This is a genomic window from Sphingobacterium sp. PCS056 (assembly GCF_023273895.1).
Lineage (GTDB): Bacteria > Bacteroidota > Bacteroidia > Sphingobacteriales > Sphingobacteriaceae > Sphingobacterium.
In genome coordinates this window covers 39,085-57,241 of record NZ_CP096883.1, presented here as the reverse complement: position 1 = coordinate 57,241, position 18,157 = coordinate 39,085, and the positions used below count along the sequence as shown (strand labels likewise).

Sequence of the window (18,157 nt, the reverse complement as noted above, 5' to 3'; positions counted from 1 at the left end):
AATTTTTCACTTAAGTATTTGATATATTGTGTTTTTTGGATGACAAAATGTTCCGTTCATCGTTTTAAATACCTATAAGGAAGGTTCTGTTATTTTAATTTTTATCGATCTTAAAATACTTTAGTCAAATAATTTTAGTTATACTCAAAAATTAATCATGTAAAAAGGGCCACTCTTTTGGAGTAGCCCTTCTTTATGATAGTAATATCTACTAATATATTGTAAACTCAACACGACGGTTTTGTTGACGGCCTTCTGCAGTTTTATTAGATGCAATAGGTTGGTTTGGACCATAACCAGTAGCTTCAATACGAGAAGGATTAGCACCTTTAGATACTAAGTAAGCTTTCACTGCCTCAGCACGCTCTTTAGATAATCTCAAGTTTAATTCTAATGAACCTGTGTTATCGGTGTGACCCGCTAATTTCAAACTGAAATCTTTTTCTACTAATAATGCAGCAACTTTATTTAATGAGTTGTAAGAGTTAGCACGAATCACGGATTTACCAGTTTCGAATTCTAAGTTTTTGATAGCCTCATCAACAGTTCTTCTATCCGTTTCAGTGATCACTTTCTCTACGATTTTAGTTTCATTTTTAACAAGGATTGGACAACCAGCACCATCTACTTGAACACCTGAAGGTGTATTTGGACATTTGTCAAATTTGTTAGCAACACCATCACCGTCATCATCTTGTAAATCAGCATTTAATGATTCTACTTTTGATTGTAATGCTTTATTTGCAGCATCCAATGCATCACGTTGTGCTTTTAACTCATCATATTTAGCTGTATAATCATGTACCAATGTAGCTACCGGGTTTGAATTATTCAAAGCAGGTTTTGAACCATCACCTAAAGCAATTTCTAAACCAGCATGTGCATATGAGAATAAGTCATTTTTGTAAGTTGGTTGTGGAGATGCAGCAGGATTAGATCCATCGAATTTCTGGTTTGCCCAGTTTAACTGATAACCTAAGTCTAAGTTAATACCTTTTGCGATTGCAAATTTAAAACCGAAATCAGCTGGAACGAACAACTTTGATTGCGAATCAGATGTTGTACTTGTCGATCCCATCGTTACTGTTGCTTCAGAGTTCAAAACTCCTAAACCTAATGAAGCGTAGGGTTTGATGAAACTATTGAAAAATCTCCAATTGGAATTCGCCATAGTCCATTCTCCAGATAATGCAGCTGACCAAGGTGTTTTAGTTTCGAAAGACTGTGAGCCATCTTTATATGCTCCACCAACTTTTCCACCTAAGTACGATGCTTTGAATCCGAAAGAAGGGGAAATTTGTTTCTTAATGTATGCCGAATAACCTAAGTTATGATCCAAATCATTATAATCTTTACGGTTAAAACCGAAAATATTAGTTTGATTTAAAACCCCTGCACCTATACCAATCGACCAAGTTCTATATTCAGTCGATGATCCTAGTGGAGTAGTTCCTTCGATAGAACCAACTTTTGCATTTTGTGCAAATGAAGCAGATGTTAACAGTCCCGCTGCTACTAATAAACCAGTTTTCTTAAGGTTAATCTTCATATTATCTAATTTTAATTTTTAATCTTCTATGGTGCATAAGGCAATAATGTTGCCAATGTGGGCCCATCTAATAAAACCTGTTGTAGATTTACCCGTTTTTGTAGTTAATTGACCACTTATTCATTTGCTTTGCCATAAAAAATGTAACATCATGTATACTATAATTTACATTTCTACGTTAACATGTAGTTTATTTAGGAATTTCCACCTTGGAAATGGTCTTGCCAAAGAAATTCGGAATCATAATTTCCATAGCCATTTCTTTAATAATGTTTTCAGAAAATAAGTTTTGAAAAAATGTCTTGCGGCTTTTTGTAATTAAGATAATGTCGATGTTTTCATCACGAATCATGGTCTGTATTCCATTTGCGATTCTTTCTGCCGAATTGACAAAATAGCTTCTATTTTTTATGGTATATGAAATATCATCGATACCTGTCTCTCTAATGATGCTATCGATCCATTCGTCAAACTTTTTGTCCAATACTTTTAATTCAGCTTCAGCCTTGTTAATGTGTATCAATAGAAGATGAAATTTATTCCCAAATACAGGTATCGCCTGTTTTAGAACTTCCAATTCACCAGGTTTGAAATTTGTCAACAGTGCAATGGTATCTTTTTTATATGTTGTTGCGTAAGCAGGGATTGCCAAAACAGGGATTTGTGCATCTTTAATTGCATCATAGGTATTGCTGCCGATCAGAACCGACTCAATTCCTGATGCCCCTTTTGTTCCCATTACCACTACTTTATAACTGTTCTTCGCTGTTTCTTTTGCAATTACTTCCGAGAGAATCCCCTCATCAAAAAGCTGGCTTATTGTCAACGTTGGATATTTGTCCTTAACTTGGTTGACCAATTCACTCAGTTTTTGTTCTGCATCTTTTATGGTAGGATCAATAATTTTCTCACCACGTACGACAAAATTTGCGTATTTGTTTACATGTTTCGTATACACGTGTAAGAAAACCAGCTCATCATGATTTTCAAGCGCAATTTCCCTTGCATATCTTGCAGCAATAATCGAGTTTTCAGAAAAATCGATTGGCACTAATATTTTACCCATAGTAATTTAAGCTTTAGAAAAAAATGTAGGAATAATAGGATGATGAATAATTTGTTTTGCAACAGACTTTTTAAATAATCGTTCAAAAAATGATTTACGTGTCTTCGTTATCAATACCAGATCAATTTGTTCATCTTTAATAATCTCATTGATCACTTCAGGAATCGTATCCAATTCCTCCACATCGGTCTGTATAGAATCTACTTCTATGTCCACATCTGTGATTTCAGTATGTTTCTTGATTTGATATTTCCAGATTTCTAATTTATCCTCGATATCAGCCTCAGAATCTGGGTGATAGTGTACATGTATGATTTGTACTTTCACATTGGATCCAAATATTTTGATAAATTCATTTAAAGTATCTAGCTCAGCATATTTAAAATTAGAAAGTAGACCAATCTTATGGATATCTTTTGTTTGATAATGAACCGGAATGGCAATCACAGGAATATTACTTTTTTGGCTGACAGCGTAGGTTGTACTACCGACAATGACACTGGTATCGTCGGTTTTCCCTTTTGTTCCCATGATAATAGCTGAATAGTCCGCATTTTTTGTTTCCTTAAATAAGGACTCTGTGATAATACCACGCTCGCATTTCGAAGTAAAAGTGACTGTGGGATTGTTGGCTTTCAACTTATCGATCAAATCAGACATTAATATATCTGCTTTGAAATTTTCGTCAGTACTTTCCTTGCTTTCATCCTCAAAACTACTGGATGAGACCGTATAGTTATGATATAAATGAATCTCAAATCCCCTTTTTTTTTGCCAGATCAATTGCAAATTGAATAGCAGTATGGGCATTGTCTGAAAAATCAATTGGAACTAAAATTTTATTGCTCATGTTGTTGATCGTTAAGTGTTATGTTGTGTGCTATCGTTGGTTAAAAAAACATGACTACATCACCGTAGTTGTTTAACATAATTGGTATAAGTTAGTTTTGTTTTCTTACCTAATGTAAAGGTATTTGTTATAATGATTTAAATATGTGATTAATTTAATGAAATAAAGTGATTTTAGACATACTATTTGAAAAAGTAACTAACTCCATTTTAATTTCTTAAATCTTATTCTAAAATGAAGTATTTCTAAAAATAGTCAAAATATATTTCAATTCTTGACATTCTTAATACATTATTGTAGACTAAAATACATCTGTCTAATTGCATTACGAGGCAAATTTAAGTAAGTTTGCATCATCATAATTAGACAATTAGATTTTCAATGACAAGTAGAGAAATTCGTCAGGCTTTTTTGGATTTTTTCAAAAGTAAAGGACACCAAATCGTACCATCAGCACCAGTTGTGGTGAAAAATGATCCCACATTGATGTTTACAAACGCGGGAATGAATCAATTTAAAGATTTATTTTTAGGCGAGGCCGCCATTAAATTTCCGCGTGTTGCCGATACACAACGTTGTTTACGTGTATCCGGTAAACATAATGATTTGGAAGAGGTAGGTATTGACACCTATCACCATACCTTATTTGAAATGTTAGGAAATTGGAGTTTCGGCGATTATTTCAAAAAAGAAGCAATCCAATGGGCATGGGAATTATTTACTGATGTATATAAATTAGATAAAGACCGTCTTTACGTCACGATTTTCGAAGGTGATGATTCAGAAGGATTAGCAAAAGATACGGAAGCCTATGATTTTTGGAAAGCTTTGATTGCAGAAGATCGTATTCTATTAGGAAATAAAAAAGACAATTTTTGGGAAATGGGGGAGACTGGTCCTTGTGGCCCTTGTTCTGAAATCCATTACGATATGCGCACAGCGCAAGAGCGACAAGAAGTATCGGGCCAATCACTTGTCAATGCCGATCATCCACAAGTAATCGAAGTCTGGAACTTAGTGTTTATGCAATTTAACCGTTTAAAAGATGGCTCATTGCAACCTCTACCAGCCAAACACGTCGATACAGGAATGGGATTTGAACGTCTTGTAAGATCTATTCAAGGAAAAACATCCAATTACGATACCGATGTTTTTCAACCAACTATTCAGTTTATCTCTCAGAAAGCAGGTATTGCTTACGGTGCAGATGAGAAAACAGATATCGCTATGCGTGTGGTTGCAGATCATATTCGTGCGATTAGTTTTGCTATCGCCGATGGTCAGTTACCATCTAATAATAAGGCAGGGTATGTGATCCGTCGTATTTTGCGTCGCGCGGTACGCTATGCTTATACTTTTCTGAATTTCAAAGCCCCATTTATCAACGAATTGGTACCCTTATTGGCAGCACAATTTGATGGTGTTTTCAATGAATTGAAAGCACAAGAAAGCTTTGTTCAAAAAGTGATTTTGGAAGAAGAAGTATCCTTCTTGAGAACTTTAGTGACCGGAGTACAACGTTTCGAAAATTATGCGGAAGCAAATACAACCATTGCAGGAGACTTTGCTTTTGAGCTCTACGATACTTATGGATTTCCAATTGACTTGACCGAATTGTTAGCAAGAGAGAAAAATCTGTCCGTGGATATGGTTGGTTTTAATGAAGCATTACAGATTCAAAAAGAGCGTTCCCGTGCGGCAACAGCAATTGATACCGGAGACTGGATTTTAGTCAATGAAGACGAAGGATTTGAATTTGTCGGTTACGATACCTTAACGGCAAAAACAGAAATTGTCAAATACCGTAAAGTTTCAGCAAAAGGCAAAGACCAATTTCAGTTGGTACTATCGGTAACACCTTTTTATGCCGAAGGTGGTGGTCAGATAGGAGATACCGGAGTTCTAGTATCTGACGTTTCTGGAGAAAAAATATATATCACCGACACCAAAAAAGAAAACGGTTTATTCGTACATTTTATCGATACATTACCGCAGAGTTTTGAAGGTCTTTTTATTGCTCAAGTAGATCAAGCAAAACGAGTTGATACCGAAAATAATCACTCCGCGACACATCTACTCCATGCCGCTTTAAAGCAAGTATTAGGTGACCATGTGAATCAAAAAGGCTCATTAGTCAATGCAGATGTTTTGCGTTTTGATATTTCCCATTTTTCAAAAGTAACAGACCAAGAGATCAAACAAGTAGAAGACATAGTTAACACTAAGATCCGTGAAAATATTGTACTGAAGGAAGAACGCAACATACCCTATCAGCAAGCATTAGATTCTGGCGTTACGGCTTTATTTGGTGAGAAATATGGTGATTACGTTCGTGTCATTACTTTCGATGATACATTCTCAAAAGAGCTTTGTGGTGGTACACACGTTAAGGCAACTGGACAGATCGGTTTCTTTAAAATCACATCAGAGTCCGCTGTCGCTGCCGGTGTACGTCGTATCGAAGCCATTACAGGAACAAGATCTGCAGCTGTTATCCGCGAACATTTTGAGTTAGTAGATCAGATCAAAGGATTGCTCAATAATCCAAAAGATTTTGTTGCAGCTATGGGCAAATTGGTAGAGGAAAATGGCGCCTTGAAGAAGGAAATAGAAAAAACGATTATTGAAAAATCTTTGGCGTTAAAATCAGACCTAGAAAGCAAATTGCAACAAGTGGGCGATGTTAATTTCTTAGCTACAGTTGTTGATCTGCCAAATGCAGAAGCCGTTAAAACATTGGCGTATGCCTTGAAAGGTGCCGTTGATAATTTATTTTTAGTCATAGGAGCAGATTTTGATGGCAAACCAAGTTTGACTGTTGTGATTTCAGATGAGTTAGCAAAATCAAGAGGCTTGAATGCTGGCAATATCATCCGCGATTTAGCAAAAGATATCCAAGGTGGTGGAGGTGGACAACCATTCTTTGCGACAGCTGGAGGAAAAGATAGTGCTGGATTAGCAACTGCGATTGATAGAGCTATAGAATTTATAAAATAAAAAGATAATATGATGAAACAGACGTTGCTAATGGTGGGCTTTTTATTTTTATTTCTAGTTAGATGTAAAAATAAAGACGAGTTTACAATTTCTGGTCAAATTGAAAATCCCGGAAATATCAAAGTAGTATCCTTATACGAAGGCGAAAGAAAATTAGATTCCATGTTTTTTGGAGATAATAATGCTTTTCAATTTAAACGGCCTACCAGTCAAGCACGTCTATTATCTCTTCGTGTAGGTAAAAATAGGTATGATTTGATTGCTTCTCCAGGTGAGGAGATTGTATTCAAAGCAGACCTTCAAAAAGATGTCAATGACTATGTGATCGAAGGGTCGGATCTATCATCCACGATCAAGACTTTCTCCAAAATGAGAAACCGACGTGATGCTGTTCGTGATTCTTTGCAAGCAGATTTTGCTAAAAAGTCGATCACCGCAGATGTTGATGAAATTGAAAATCTGCGAAGCGAATATAAACAGAAGTTTACCGAACAACTGCAGTATTATACTAAAGCAGCAGTAGATTTTGCTGAAAATCATGATGATATAGCAGGTTTTTATGCTATCAGTACCTTAGATCCGGAGATTGCAGAATCTGAAATTATAGCCTATGCCGATAAGATCAAAGATAAGTTCTTAGACAATGGTTACGTTACACAGTTCAAAGAAGAAACAAACAAATTGAGAACATTGGCTATAGGCCAACCTGCTCCAGACTTTGAATCATTTACACCGAACAATAAATCAATCAAACTATCGGATTTTAAAGGTAAGTACGTATTGTTAGATTTTTGGGCGTCGTGGTGTATGCCTTGTCGTCAGGAAAATCCCAATATTGTCAAGTTATACCATCAATATAAAGGAAAAGGATTTGATGTTTTTGGCGTATCATTAGATGATAATCCAGGACCTTGGATGCGTGCTATTGCTGATGATCAGTTACAATGGACCAATGCTTCGGATTTAAAAGCATGGGGGTCGACCGTAGTAGGCTTGTACCGCATTACAGGAATTCCCGCATCTTATGTGTTAAATCCTGAAGGTTTGATTGTTGCTAAAAATTTACGTGGCAAAGAATTGGAGGATTTTTTAAAGAAAACTTTAAAATAGCGCAAATTATATATTAACTTTCGGAATGTTACTTAACAATTTAATAACACTTCGTTAATGTTTTGTTGTCATTTTGTTCATAATTTAGCAAAAAAAAGAAGATGAGCATTGCAAAGCAAAAAATATTAGTAGTTGATGATGAGCAGGATATTCTAGATTTAATTGCTTACAATTTAAAGCGAGAAGGATATCAAGTATCAACTGCCTCGAATGGTCATGAAGCTATCAATGTAGCTAAAGATATCAATCCAGATCTCATTATCTTGGATGTGATGATGCCAAAGATGGATGGTATCGAAGCTTGCCGACTAATGCGTGCTATGCCTGAGTTTAAGAATACATTTATGGTATTTTTAACGGCTAGAAGTGAAGAATATTCCGAAATCGCAGGTTTCCATGTAGGAGCCGATGATTATATAGCAAAGCCTATCAAGCCTCGTGCTTTGATGAGCCGTATTAATGCCATTCTAAGAAGAAATGTATCTGAAGAAGCAGCAAGATCACAAGATAAATTAGAAATCATGGATTTAGTGATCGATCGTGATTCTTTCTTAGTATATCGTGGTGAACAGAAAATTGTGCTTGCAAAAAAAGAATTTGAGTTGATGTACTTGCTTGCATCCAAACCCAATAAAGTATTTACCAGAGAGCAGATACTGAAAAGTATCTGGGAAGATTCTGTAGTTGTTACCAATAGGACTATTGATGTACATATTAGAAAACTGAGAGAAAAAATTGGTGAAGATTATGTAACTACCGTAAAAGGAGTGGGATACAAATTTGATGTAGCCTAAGTTTACTTTAACTTTTAAAAACAGAAAAAGCAGTAATGATTCATTACCGCTTTTTCTGTTTTATAGACCAGCGGTCAGGAATAGTTATGTGATGATTTCAGTATGATAAGGAATTCAGAATTTTAATAATTTCAAATCCTTTCAGAGCTTATTTCTGCTAGAAGAGACTGGGCTGATACTAGATCAAAGATAATTTTTTCAACACCTTTAATAGTTTCGCATAAAAACAAATTATAGCGAATAAATTTTTGGATATATTATGCAATTAGAATTGAACATAAAACAAATTTCTCTAAGTTTGTTATCATATTAAATATTACAAGCAACTATGTCAACAATACTTATAAAATCTGCGCAAATCGTTAACGAGGGAAAAATAACAACTTCAGATGTATATATCAGCCACGGTCGTATCGAAATGATTGCTGCAGAAATTAATCACCCAGCCGATCAGGAGATTAATGCAGAGGGCTTATACCTTTTACCCGGATTAATTGATGACCAAGTTCATTTCCGTGAACCAGGATTAACGCACAAAGCCGATATATGGCACGAAAGTCGTGCTGCGGTAGCAGGAGGAACCACATCCTTTATGGAAATGCCCAATACAGTACCCAATACGTTGACACAGTCCTTATTACAAGATAAGTATGATATCGCATCTCAAAATGCTTTAGCCAATTATTCCTTCTTTATGGGGGCAGCCAATGATAATCTGGAAGAGGTATTGAAAACCAATCCTCGTGATGTCTGTGGTGTGAAAGTATTCATGGGATCATCGACCGGAAATATGTTAGTGGACAATGAGCGCGCATTGGAAGATATATTTGCCAATTCACCAACGTTGGTCGCTACACATTGTGAAGACGAAACGACTATACAAGAAAATTTAGCTATATACAAAGGGCAATATGGCGATGCAGGATTGACGATAGACATGCATCCACTTATCCGCTCTGCTGAAGCCTGCTACATCTCCTCTTCCAAAGCAGTTGAATTAGCTAAAAAGAACAATACGCGTTTGCATATCCTACACATATCAACAGCCAAAGAAATTGCCTTATTTAGAAATGACATCCCCTTGGCGGAAAAATTAATTACCGCAGAAGCATGTATTCACCATATGTGGTTCTCCGATGCAGATTACGCTACAAAAGGTAATTTTATTAAATGGAATCCTGCCGTAAAAACAGCAAACGATAGAGACGAAATTGTAAAAGCAGTATTGGACGGACACATTGATGTCATTGCTACTGATCATGCTCCTCATACGATTGCAGAAAAATCACAAGCCTATAGTGCGGCACCATCGGGAGGGCCATTAGTGCAACATGCGTTACAAGCACTACTGGATCTGTATCATGATGGTAAAATGACTTTAGAGCAGATCGTTCAAAAATCAGCACACAATACAGCAATTTGTTTTCAGATCGAAGAACGTGGTTTTATTCGAGAAGGATATTGGGCAGATTTAGTATTGGTAGACCTAAACAAACCATATACAGTTACAAAATCAAATATCCTTTCCAAATGTGGATGGTCACCATTTGAAGATCATACCTTTAAATCGTCAATCGAACACACCATTGTATCAGGACAATTAGCATATTCTAAGGGAAGCTTGATCGAGTACGGTTCAGGAAAGCGTCTATTGTTTAACCGATAATTTTGCTAATCCTCTAGCTATGGACAAAAGAACCTTTTTAAAATCTTTAGGCTTAGTCGCAACAGGAATACCTGCACTGTCATTTGCGCAGGAAGATTTCTTTGAAACTCTAGCTGACCAAAAGAAATTACTTGCTCAAGTATTGCGCAGGGGAGATACCATCGGATTAATAGCTCCTGCGGGAGTTATTGATACCGAAGAATCCATCGTTATGACCCGCGAAATCTTTGAAAAATTTGGTTTCAAAGTAAAAGAAGGAAAACATATCCGAAGCAGATATGGAAATTTTGCAGGAAAAGATGAAGAGCGCCTAGCCGATATCCACAGCATGTTTGCAGACCAAGAAGTAAAAGCGATTGTCTGTATACGCGGAGGAGCAGGAGCTTCCCGCTTATTGCCAAAGATTGATTATAAACTCATCGCCAATAACCCCAAAGTATTATTAGGTTATAGCGATATTACCGCACTGATCATGGCCTTCTATAAAAAGACTGGTTTAATATCCTTTCATGGCGCAGTCGGTATCAGTACATGGAGCAATACCGTTGCTAAAAATTTTGAAAATCAATTTTTTCTCAATCAGCCGACACAGTTTGCAAACCCAACAGATAAAGGAGATAATTTTATCCAATATAAAGAACGAATCACTACCATAAGGTCAGGACAAGCAGAAGGAATACTATTAGGAGGAAACCTAACACTGCTCAGTGGGCTGTGCGGGTCAGCCTATTTGCCAGACTTTAAAAATGCAATTCTATTTTTAGAAGAAGTCGATGAAAATATAGAACGAGTAGACCGCATGTTCTGTCAATTGAAATTAGCCGGAATTTTAGAGCAGATCAAAGGTTTTGTCTTTGGCAAATGCACCGACTGCGGGCCCGCAGGTGGATACGGTTCATTAACATTGGAACAAGTCCTAAACGATTATATCAAACCACTGGGAGTACCCGCTTATTCAGGAGCGATGATCGGACATATTGCCAATCAATTTATCCTACCTGTAGGCGCACATGTCAAAATGGATGCCGACAAAGGAACGATTACCTTATTACAGCAAGTATTAAAAGATTAATCTAGATAAATAGAACCAGCATACACATACAGTAGTTTGTAAACCAAAATAATCAACAGATCATGACCACTTCAGATCTTTAACATTACTGAAGGAAATATAAGTGTCTATCATAAACAAGATGATTGATGAATAAACGGATTAGACTGACGGAAATTAGCTCCATGATGAAAATTATCTTCTTTTTAATCTTCATCATTTCTATAAATACAATTTTTGCCCAAACCATGAATTTAAATAAAAATGACTTTGATGAAGCCCATTCATTATATAGAGAGTCTACCTTAACAAGCCGGAGATTTAAACATGCTCAAGTAGTCGATTTAATAAAAAAATATCAAGCATCACAGGATCTACAAGTCAAGCAGATCGGACAATCAGTCCAAAAACGAGCCATCTATGAGCTTATCTACGGAGCTGGAAACAAAAAAGTTATGCTATGGTCTCAAATGCATGGCGATGAACCGACCGCAACGATGGCATTATTCGATCTTTTCAATTTTTTAGAAGGTAAAAATGATCAATTTGATGCCTTAAGATCACTGTTGAAATCCCATTTAACCATTCACTTTATCCCGATGCTCAATCCCGATGGAGCAGAAGTTTACACCAGAAGAAATGCACAACATATTGATCTCAATCGAGATGCCCGAGATACAGCAACACCGGAGGGAAAACTTTTAAGACAGCAGGCAGCACTTGTAAAACCACAATTTGGATTCAATTTACACGATCAGAATATCTATTACAATGTACCCGGAACTAAGACACCAGTTACTATTTCGCTATTGGCTCCAGCTTATAACTGGGAGCGTGATATTAATGAAGTCCGTGGCAATGCTATGAAAATAATTGCAGGAATGCATCAATTACTCCAAGATTATATACCAGGAGCAGTAGCCAAATATGATGATGAACATTCTCCAAGAGCTTTTGGAGATAGTTTTCAAAAATGGGGAACCAGCACGATCTTAATTGAATCGGGAGCATTTGCAGGAGATTCTGAAAAACAGCAGATCAGAAAATTGAATTTCATTGTGATTCTAAATGCTTTAATGCAAATCGCACAAGATAGTTATCAGCAATTTGCGATCTCAGCATACCAACAGATACCTTTCAATGCCTCCCAGTTGCACGATGTTATATTGCGTCGCGTATCCACTGTTTCAAAGGGATTACCTTTGAAAGTTGATATTGCCATCCGTCGAGATGAAATCACGGTAAATGACGATTATCACGTTAAAGGATATGTGGAAGATATAGGAGATCTACGTGATTTTTATGGATACGATGATCTCGATCTTTCAGGTTTCGAACTTGTAGAAGCTAAGGTATATGACAAGCAATTTAATCAGATAAGTGATCTGGACAAGGCCGATATAAAAGCATTATTGAAACAGGGCTATGCTGCAGTAAGAGTGGATAGAGCTCAACCACATACGCTGCACAATTTGCCTATCCATATTCTAACTACAGCGAAATTGCAGACTTATAATAGCTTAAGTTTAGGTAAAGAAGCAAACTTTTTCTTAAAAAAGAATGAAGAAATCCAATATGCCGTTATCAACGGTTATTTGATAGATTTGAATCAGGAATTACCGTTGAATATGAAACAGATCGTTCGGTAGGGAGGTAGAGAGTGAGAAAGTGAGATGGTTAGAAAGTTAGACCATTTGTCACTTGATCACTAGTCACTTTGTTACTATAAGGAGAGTTAGAAGGTTAGACTATCTTGTTACTTGATCACTAGTCACTTCGTTACTAAAAAAATAAAATGTTATTTTAAAATATGGACATTAGAAAAACAAAATTGGAGGATTTAGATGAGGTGATGGCTATTATTGACATTGCACGAGGCTTAATGCGTGCTAGCGGCAATACCATTCAGTGGACAAATGGCTATCCCTCTCGGGAATATATCCGGTCAACAATTGAAATAGGAGAAAATTACGTCTGTCTAGAAGAGAATACCATAGTCGCAACATTCTGTTTCTCATTACTTCCTGACCCCAATTATACAGTTATTGAAGAAGGTCAATGGCTAAATGATGCTCCCTACGGAGTGGTTCATCGCTTAGCCTCAAATGGAAAAGTCAAAGGAGTAGCATCACAGTGTTTTCAATGGTGTTTCGAACAGTGTCACAATATTCGCGTCGATACCCATGAAACAAATATTCCGATGCAAAAGGTATTGACAAGATTAGGATACATACGCTGCGGTATTATTTATGTCAGCGATGGAACACCCCGGGTAGCCTTTCAAAAGGTCAATTGATCCCTATATCCCTAATAAATTAAAAGCCTTCTGACCATTGATCAGAAGGCTTTTTACTTTTATAATCAGCGAGATTAGTATCCTGGGTTTTGTTGTGCACCAATCCCTGGATTGGCATTGATCTCGTCTATAAAAATTGGAAGAATCGTTTTATTAAGTGATCTGTCAATTATTTTAGTACGGTGAATCGTATTGATGGAACCCAATTCGTCATTAAATTCAATCTTTTTATTCCAGCGGATCATATCGAAGAAACGATGACCTTCTCCAGCCAGCTCTTTACTTCTTTCCTCAGCGATGACATCTAAAGATATAGTTGACTCATTCGTAAGACTTAATTTTGGAGAGCGTTTACGGATTTCATTGAGATAGCTTGCAGCAAGAGCTTTATCTGATTTCAGTGCAGCTTCAGCAGCCATTAAATACACTTCAGAAAGACGGATCACTTTAAAGTTTACCGCAGTGCTGTTTGATGACTTCTTGTCCCCCTCTAAGTTAATGCCACCACTATACTTGTAGATTGCACCCAATCGAGTTGTAGAAGTTTCATCACGTGCCATGACACCCCATCGTACATCTGTATCATCTTGTTTGAGACGAGCTAAGAAATAATCGCTCGCCATAAAGTTTCCTAAAATAGCCGAACTACCATGAGCAGATCTTCTAAAATAAGCACCTAAAGATGAATTTCCCAAATCAGTTTCATTCGGATAAATTCCCAATTCAAAAATTGACTCGGTACCAAATTCTGATTTCCAGGAATCGACCCAAGCCGTATTGCTGTAAAGCGTGTATACTTTTGAATTAATCACCTCTTGAGCTGCAGCCAAAGCATTTGGATAATCTTCCATATACAAATATACCCTTGCCTGTAAAGCTTTATTGGCATAATAGTTTAAATAACCATTCAATTTTGTTTTCGGAAGTAAAGTCTCCGAAGCTTTAAGATCCAAAAGGATTTGTTTGTAAGTATCTTCCACGGTGCTTCTCAATTCCTGAGCATCAGCCTTTAAAGATTTTGTAATAATTGGAATACCCCAAGCTGCTTTATTTTCATTATAAGGCTCGCCATAAAGACGTATTAAGTCAAAGTTGACCAACGCCCGAGCAGTCAAAGCCTGACCTTCGTACGAATTAAAATTTTCCAATGAACCCGTCGCTTTTAGACTTTCAATATTTTTCAACAGATTATTGATTTGGGCAATTGCATTAAAACCCTGTGTCCAAACGCTTGAGTAGCTATTGGAAGAAGCACTATGGTTAAACGTATACAAATAATCAAATCCTCGGCCAGCCGCAAAAATAGTGAAATCACCACCTTTTACATCGGCGTACAAGGGGAAATTTCGACCATAATAATCTCGATTTGAAAGGATGCTCATGACGCCATTGACAATAACTTTGGCATCAGCAGCTGTTTGGATGGAAGTTTCAGCATCTCCAGAATTTGTAGGTTTTACGTCTAAAAAGTCTTTACAAGATGAAACTGAAAAGGATATAAAGATGCACGAAGCAATAAATAATTTTCTCATTTTTCTCAATTTAATAGGTTAAAAATTAAATTCTAATCCAAATGTGTAGGTCTTAGGAGTTGGGATTTCCCAACCACGGGTACCATACTGATTAACCTCCGGATCCATATATTTGTATTTTGAGAAAGTCAATAAATTACTTCCATTAAAGAAAATACGTGCATTGTTGATTCCTATTTTGCTCAAATAATCATTAGGAATTTTATAGGACAAGGAAATATTTTTCAATCGCAAATATGAAGCATCGTAGAGGTGGCGGCTACTGATCTGATTAACATCTTCAAGATCTCGACCAGAAACCATAGGGAAATTGCCTTCCATATTACTTGGTGACCAGGACTCATCAACAAAATATTGCGCATGAATTCTTTCCCAATAGTAACCATCATCAGCCACATCTTTAGAGGTCGCATCATATAGTTTTCCACCGATTTTGTAGGCAAAGTTTAAACCCAGTGATAAGCCCTTATATTCCACATCTGTATTAATACCACCGTAGACTTTTGGATTGGCATTGCCAATGATGGTTTGCTTTGCCTTAGTATAGTTGTAACTGGCACCTCTTCCTTCAAATAAGAAATCACCCTCGGTACCATCATTTGTATACCAGACATTTTTACCATTTTCTTTATTGACACCTGCCCATTCTAAACCATAAAAAGCCAATGTCGATTGATTTTCTTGATAGATGAAACGAGCACGATCATCTTTACCTGTGGGATCGTACCAGATGATCGGTTTACCATCACTTAATTTGGTGACTTTAGAGTCAATAAAAGTAGCGTTTATACTAGCAGTCCATCTGAAATCCTGTTTTTTGATGATATCAGAACCTAATTCAAATTCTAGACCTCTATTGTTGATCTCTCCGATATTTTTCAATGTACTGGAAAAACCAGTTATGGTTGAGATCGGCACCTGCTGAATAAGGTCTTTAGAATCTCGGTTGAAATATTCAACCGAGCCAAAGATTTTATTGTCAAATAACCCAAATTCTAAGGCTAGATTGGTGGTGTAATTTCTTTCCCAGCTGAGGTTAGGGTCAGCAATATTACTCAAAGCACCTCCAGGTTGTGTCATATATTTGTTGGTATAGCTGGTCAATGATCTCCAACCATAATTTGTAGATGGTAAAGTACCATTCACACCATAGGAAGCTCTTATTCTAAAAGCATTGATATCGTCTATTTGAGCAATAAAACTTTCTTTAGCTATATTCCAAGAGCCCGCTACTGACCAAAAGTTTCCCCATCGCGGAATAGGACCTAATTGAGAAGAACCATCTCGACGAAAAGATGCCGAAGCAAAGTAACGCTCATCAAAGTTATATTCAGCACGAGATAGTACGGACATCATATTGTTGCCCCAAACATAAGATCCAGCATCCAACTGCCCCGCGGTAGATACGGTATGTAAAGCCGAAGAAGGTAAGTCTTTTCCTGTGGCACGAACGAAGCTGCTCTCATTTTTTTCAGCCTCAAATCCCGCTAGTAAAGCAACCTGATGAAGTCCAAAAGTTTTATTATAGTTAGCCGTAGTCGACGAAACTAGTTTTTGGATATTCGAAGTGACTTCAGTGACGACACCATTTGTAGATGAACCATTATAATGCTTTGCACTGTAGTAGATATGATCTTTAGACTCCGTCTCATCATATGAAAAGATCGTTTTAACCGTCAATTCAGGAAGCAACTTTAAAGTCAACGATTCAACAGCAGATATTTTGCTGGTTTTAGAACTGTTCTCCCACTCTTTATTGTAATAAAGCGGATTATAAGCCAAACTACCATAACGAGCGGTCCACTCATTGCCAGTCTTATAGTCTGTAGGCCAGTACAGCGGCCATAATAGATTTCTCGTTTGCAGTAAATAATTACTTCCCGTATTTCGGGTATCATTCATGCCGACCAATTTTGTCTTAGCTATATTGATATTCGACCCAAACTCTAAGTATTTACCAATTTTTTGATTGAGGTTCACGCGTCCACTGATACGGTTATAGTCATTGAGGATGACGCGACTTTTATCCTGTGTATAAGAAAGAGAAGTATAATAGTTCGTATTATCTGTTCCACCGCTTACCGATAGATCATTGGTGTTGAAAATACCCGTTCTGAATAAGGCATCATTCCAATCGTAATATTTACCCTCCCTATTTTCTATACCATCTGTAAGACCGGTAATATTAACTTTCTCGTACATTGACGTTCCTTCCGTCGAAAACCCATACCCATGTATCCCAAATCTAGTTTTGAAACGGTCTAATACCCATTTGTTTGCAGCTGTTTCGTTCAGTCCACCCGCAATACGAGAATCGTAGAGCACACTGTACAGCATATCAATCTGATCTTGTACTGAGGCTGTTTCGTTATTATCAGTTGCCCAACTTGGACTGATACCTAAAGATGATTTTAAATTAATTTTAGGAGCCCCATTTTTCCCCTTTTTAGTCGTGATGATAATCACCCCATTTGCTGCTCGCGAACCATATAAAGAAGATGCTGCTGCATCTTTCAGTACTGTTATAGTCTCGATATCAGAAGGATTTAAGGTACTCATGACGTTATTTGAGTTGACCAGATAATCATTCATCTGTCCCGTAGATCCCGATACCACAGGTACACCATCGATGACATACAAAGGTTCATTCGAAGCATTCATGGAGCCGATACCTCGTATACGGATAGCAGGAGTAGAACCCGCTTGCCCCGAACTCGTACTGACTTGTAATCCTGGAACACGGCCTGTTAATGCATTTTGAAACGAAGTGACTGGCTGTTTATCAATCGCATCATTTTTTACCACCGCAGCAGAACCTGTGTAGGTACTCTTTTTGGCGGTTCCATAAGCAACCACCATGACTTCATCCAGAGCATTTTCCTCTTTCTGCAAAGAAATGCTCAATGTTTTGCGGCCATTTAATTTGATTTCCTGTTTTTGATAGCCTACTGCGCTAATGATGAGTGTGGCATCCGGATTGGCATTGAGCGTAAACAATCCATTGGAGTTTGTCGATGTTGCGGTGCCGCTACCTTTAATGGAGACCGTGACATCAGGAACGGCAGAGCCATTCGCATCCGAAATCTTTCCCGCAACTTGGATTTGTTGTGCATGTACGACTTGCAAAGATCCACAAGCCACCGTACATAACGAGGTGAGTAAAATTTTGTTCATAAGAGTGTTGGTTAGTTATGCTTTTAATAGATTTTGGTTTAGGTCATCTATTGCAACCTTTAAGGGACAAGA

Annotated in this window: 12 protein-coding genes; 7 read left to right on the top strand and 5 right to left on the bottom strand. The window is 37.1% G+C overall.

Going from position 1 to position 18,157, the window contains the following annotated elements:
- Window positions 1-211: 211 nt before the first annotated feature.
- From MUB18_RS00215 to MUB18_RS00205, 3 genes are all read right to left on the bottom strand, one after another.
- Window positions 212-1,549: an OmpA family protein gene (locus tag MUB18_RS00215; RefSeq protein WP_045754300.1), complete on the bottom strand. Its 1,338-nt coding sequence runs from the start codon at window positions 1,547-1,549 to the stop codon at window positions 212-214.
- Window positions 1,550-1,739: 190 nt separating this feature from the next.
- Complete coding sequence (locus MUB18_RS00210) at window positions 1,740-2,615, bottom strand: universal stress protein (RefSeq protein WP_248754641.1); 876 nt, start codon at window positions 2,613-2,615, stop codon at window positions 1,740-1,742.
- A 6-nt stretch (window positions 2,616-2,621) separates the two neighbouring features.
- Window positions 2,622-3,419 carry a universal stress protein gene (locus tag MUB18_RS00205; RefSeq protein ID WP_411028127.1) on the bottom strand — a complete coding sequence of 266 codons (798 nt, stop codon included), beginning with the start codon at window positions 3,417-3,419 and terminating at the stop codon, window positions 2,622-2,624.
- A gap of 427 nt (window positions 3,420-3,846) precedes the next feature.
- Between MUB18_RS00205 and alaS the strand changes: the two genes are divergently transcribed.
- The 7 genes from alaS (at window position 3,847) to MUB18_RS00170 (ending at window position 13,379) form a co-directional block, all read left to right on the top strand.
- Complete coding sequence (alaS, locus tag MUB18_RS00200) at window positions 3,847-6,462, top strand: alanine--tRNA ligase (RefSeq protein ID WP_248754639.1); 2,616 nt, start codon at window positions 3,847-3,849, stop codon at window positions 6,460-6,462.
- Window positions 6,463-6,471: 9 nt separating this feature from the next.
- Window positions 6,472-7,572 carry a TlpA family protein disulfide reductase gene (locus MUB18_RS00195; RefSeq protein ID WP_248754638.1) on the top strand — a complete coding sequence of 367 codons (1,101 nt, stop codon included), beginning with the start codon at window positions 6,472-6,474 and terminating at the stop codon, window positions 7,570-7,572.
- Between the two features lie 101 nt (window positions 7,573-7,673).
- The gene (locus MUB18_RS00190) at window positions 7,674-8,366 is read left to right on the top strand and encodes a response regulator transcription factor (protein ID WP_045754305.1); all 693 of its coding nucleotides are present in this window, start codon (window positions 7,674-7,676) and stop codon (window positions 8,364-8,366) included.
- A gap of 328 nt (window positions 8,367-8,694) precedes the next feature.
- Window positions 8,695-10,032, top strand: coding sequence for a dihydroorotase (locus MUB18_RS00185; RefSeq protein WP_248754637.1), 1,338 nt, complete (start codon window positions 8,695-8,697; stop codon window positions 10,030-10,032).
- Between the two features lie 19 nt (window positions 10,033-10,051).
- Window positions 10,052-11,104, top strand: coding sequence for an LD-carboxypeptidase (locus MUB18_RS00180; RefSeq protein ID WP_248754636.1), 1,053 nt, complete (start codon window positions 10,052-10,054; stop codon window positions 11,102-11,104).
- A gap of 128 nt (window positions 11,105-11,232) precedes the next feature.
- Window positions 11,233-12,732 (top strand): M14 family zinc carboxypeptidase, encoded by a 1,500-nt coding sequence (locus MUB18_RS00175; RefSeq protein ID WP_248754635.1) that lies wholly within the window; start codon window positions 11,233-11,235, stop codon window positions 12,730-12,732.
- Between the two features lie 161 nt (window positions 12,733-12,893).
- Window positions 12,894-13,379 carry a GNAT family N-acetyltransferase gene (locus MUB18_RS00170; protein ID WP_045754309.1) on the top strand — a complete coding sequence of 162 codons (486 nt, stop codon included), beginning with the start codon at window positions 12,894-12,896 and terminating at the stop codon, window positions 13,377-13,379.
- A gap of 74 nt (window positions 13,380-13,453) precedes the next feature.
- On the opposite strand, the gene MUB18_RS00165 is transcribed toward MUB18_RS00170, so the two are convergent.
- Both MUB18_RS00165 and MUB18_RS00160 read right to left on the bottom strand, forming a co-directional pair.
- Window positions 13,454-14,911 (bottom strand): RagB/SusD family nutrient uptake outer membrane protein, encoded by a 1,458-nt coding sequence (locus tag MUB18_RS00165; protein ID WP_248754634.1) that lies wholly within the window; start codon window positions 14,909-14,911, stop codon window positions 13,454-13,456.
- An 18-nt stretch (window positions 14,912-14,929) separates the two neighbouring features.
- Window positions 14,930-18,085, bottom strand: a complete 3,156-nt coding sequence (locus MUB18_RS00160) for a SusC/RagA family TonB-linked outer membrane protein (RefSeq protein WP_248754633.1) — start codon at window positions 18,083-18,085, stop codon at window positions 14,930-14,932.
- Window positions 18,086-18,157: the final 72 nt, after the last annotated feature.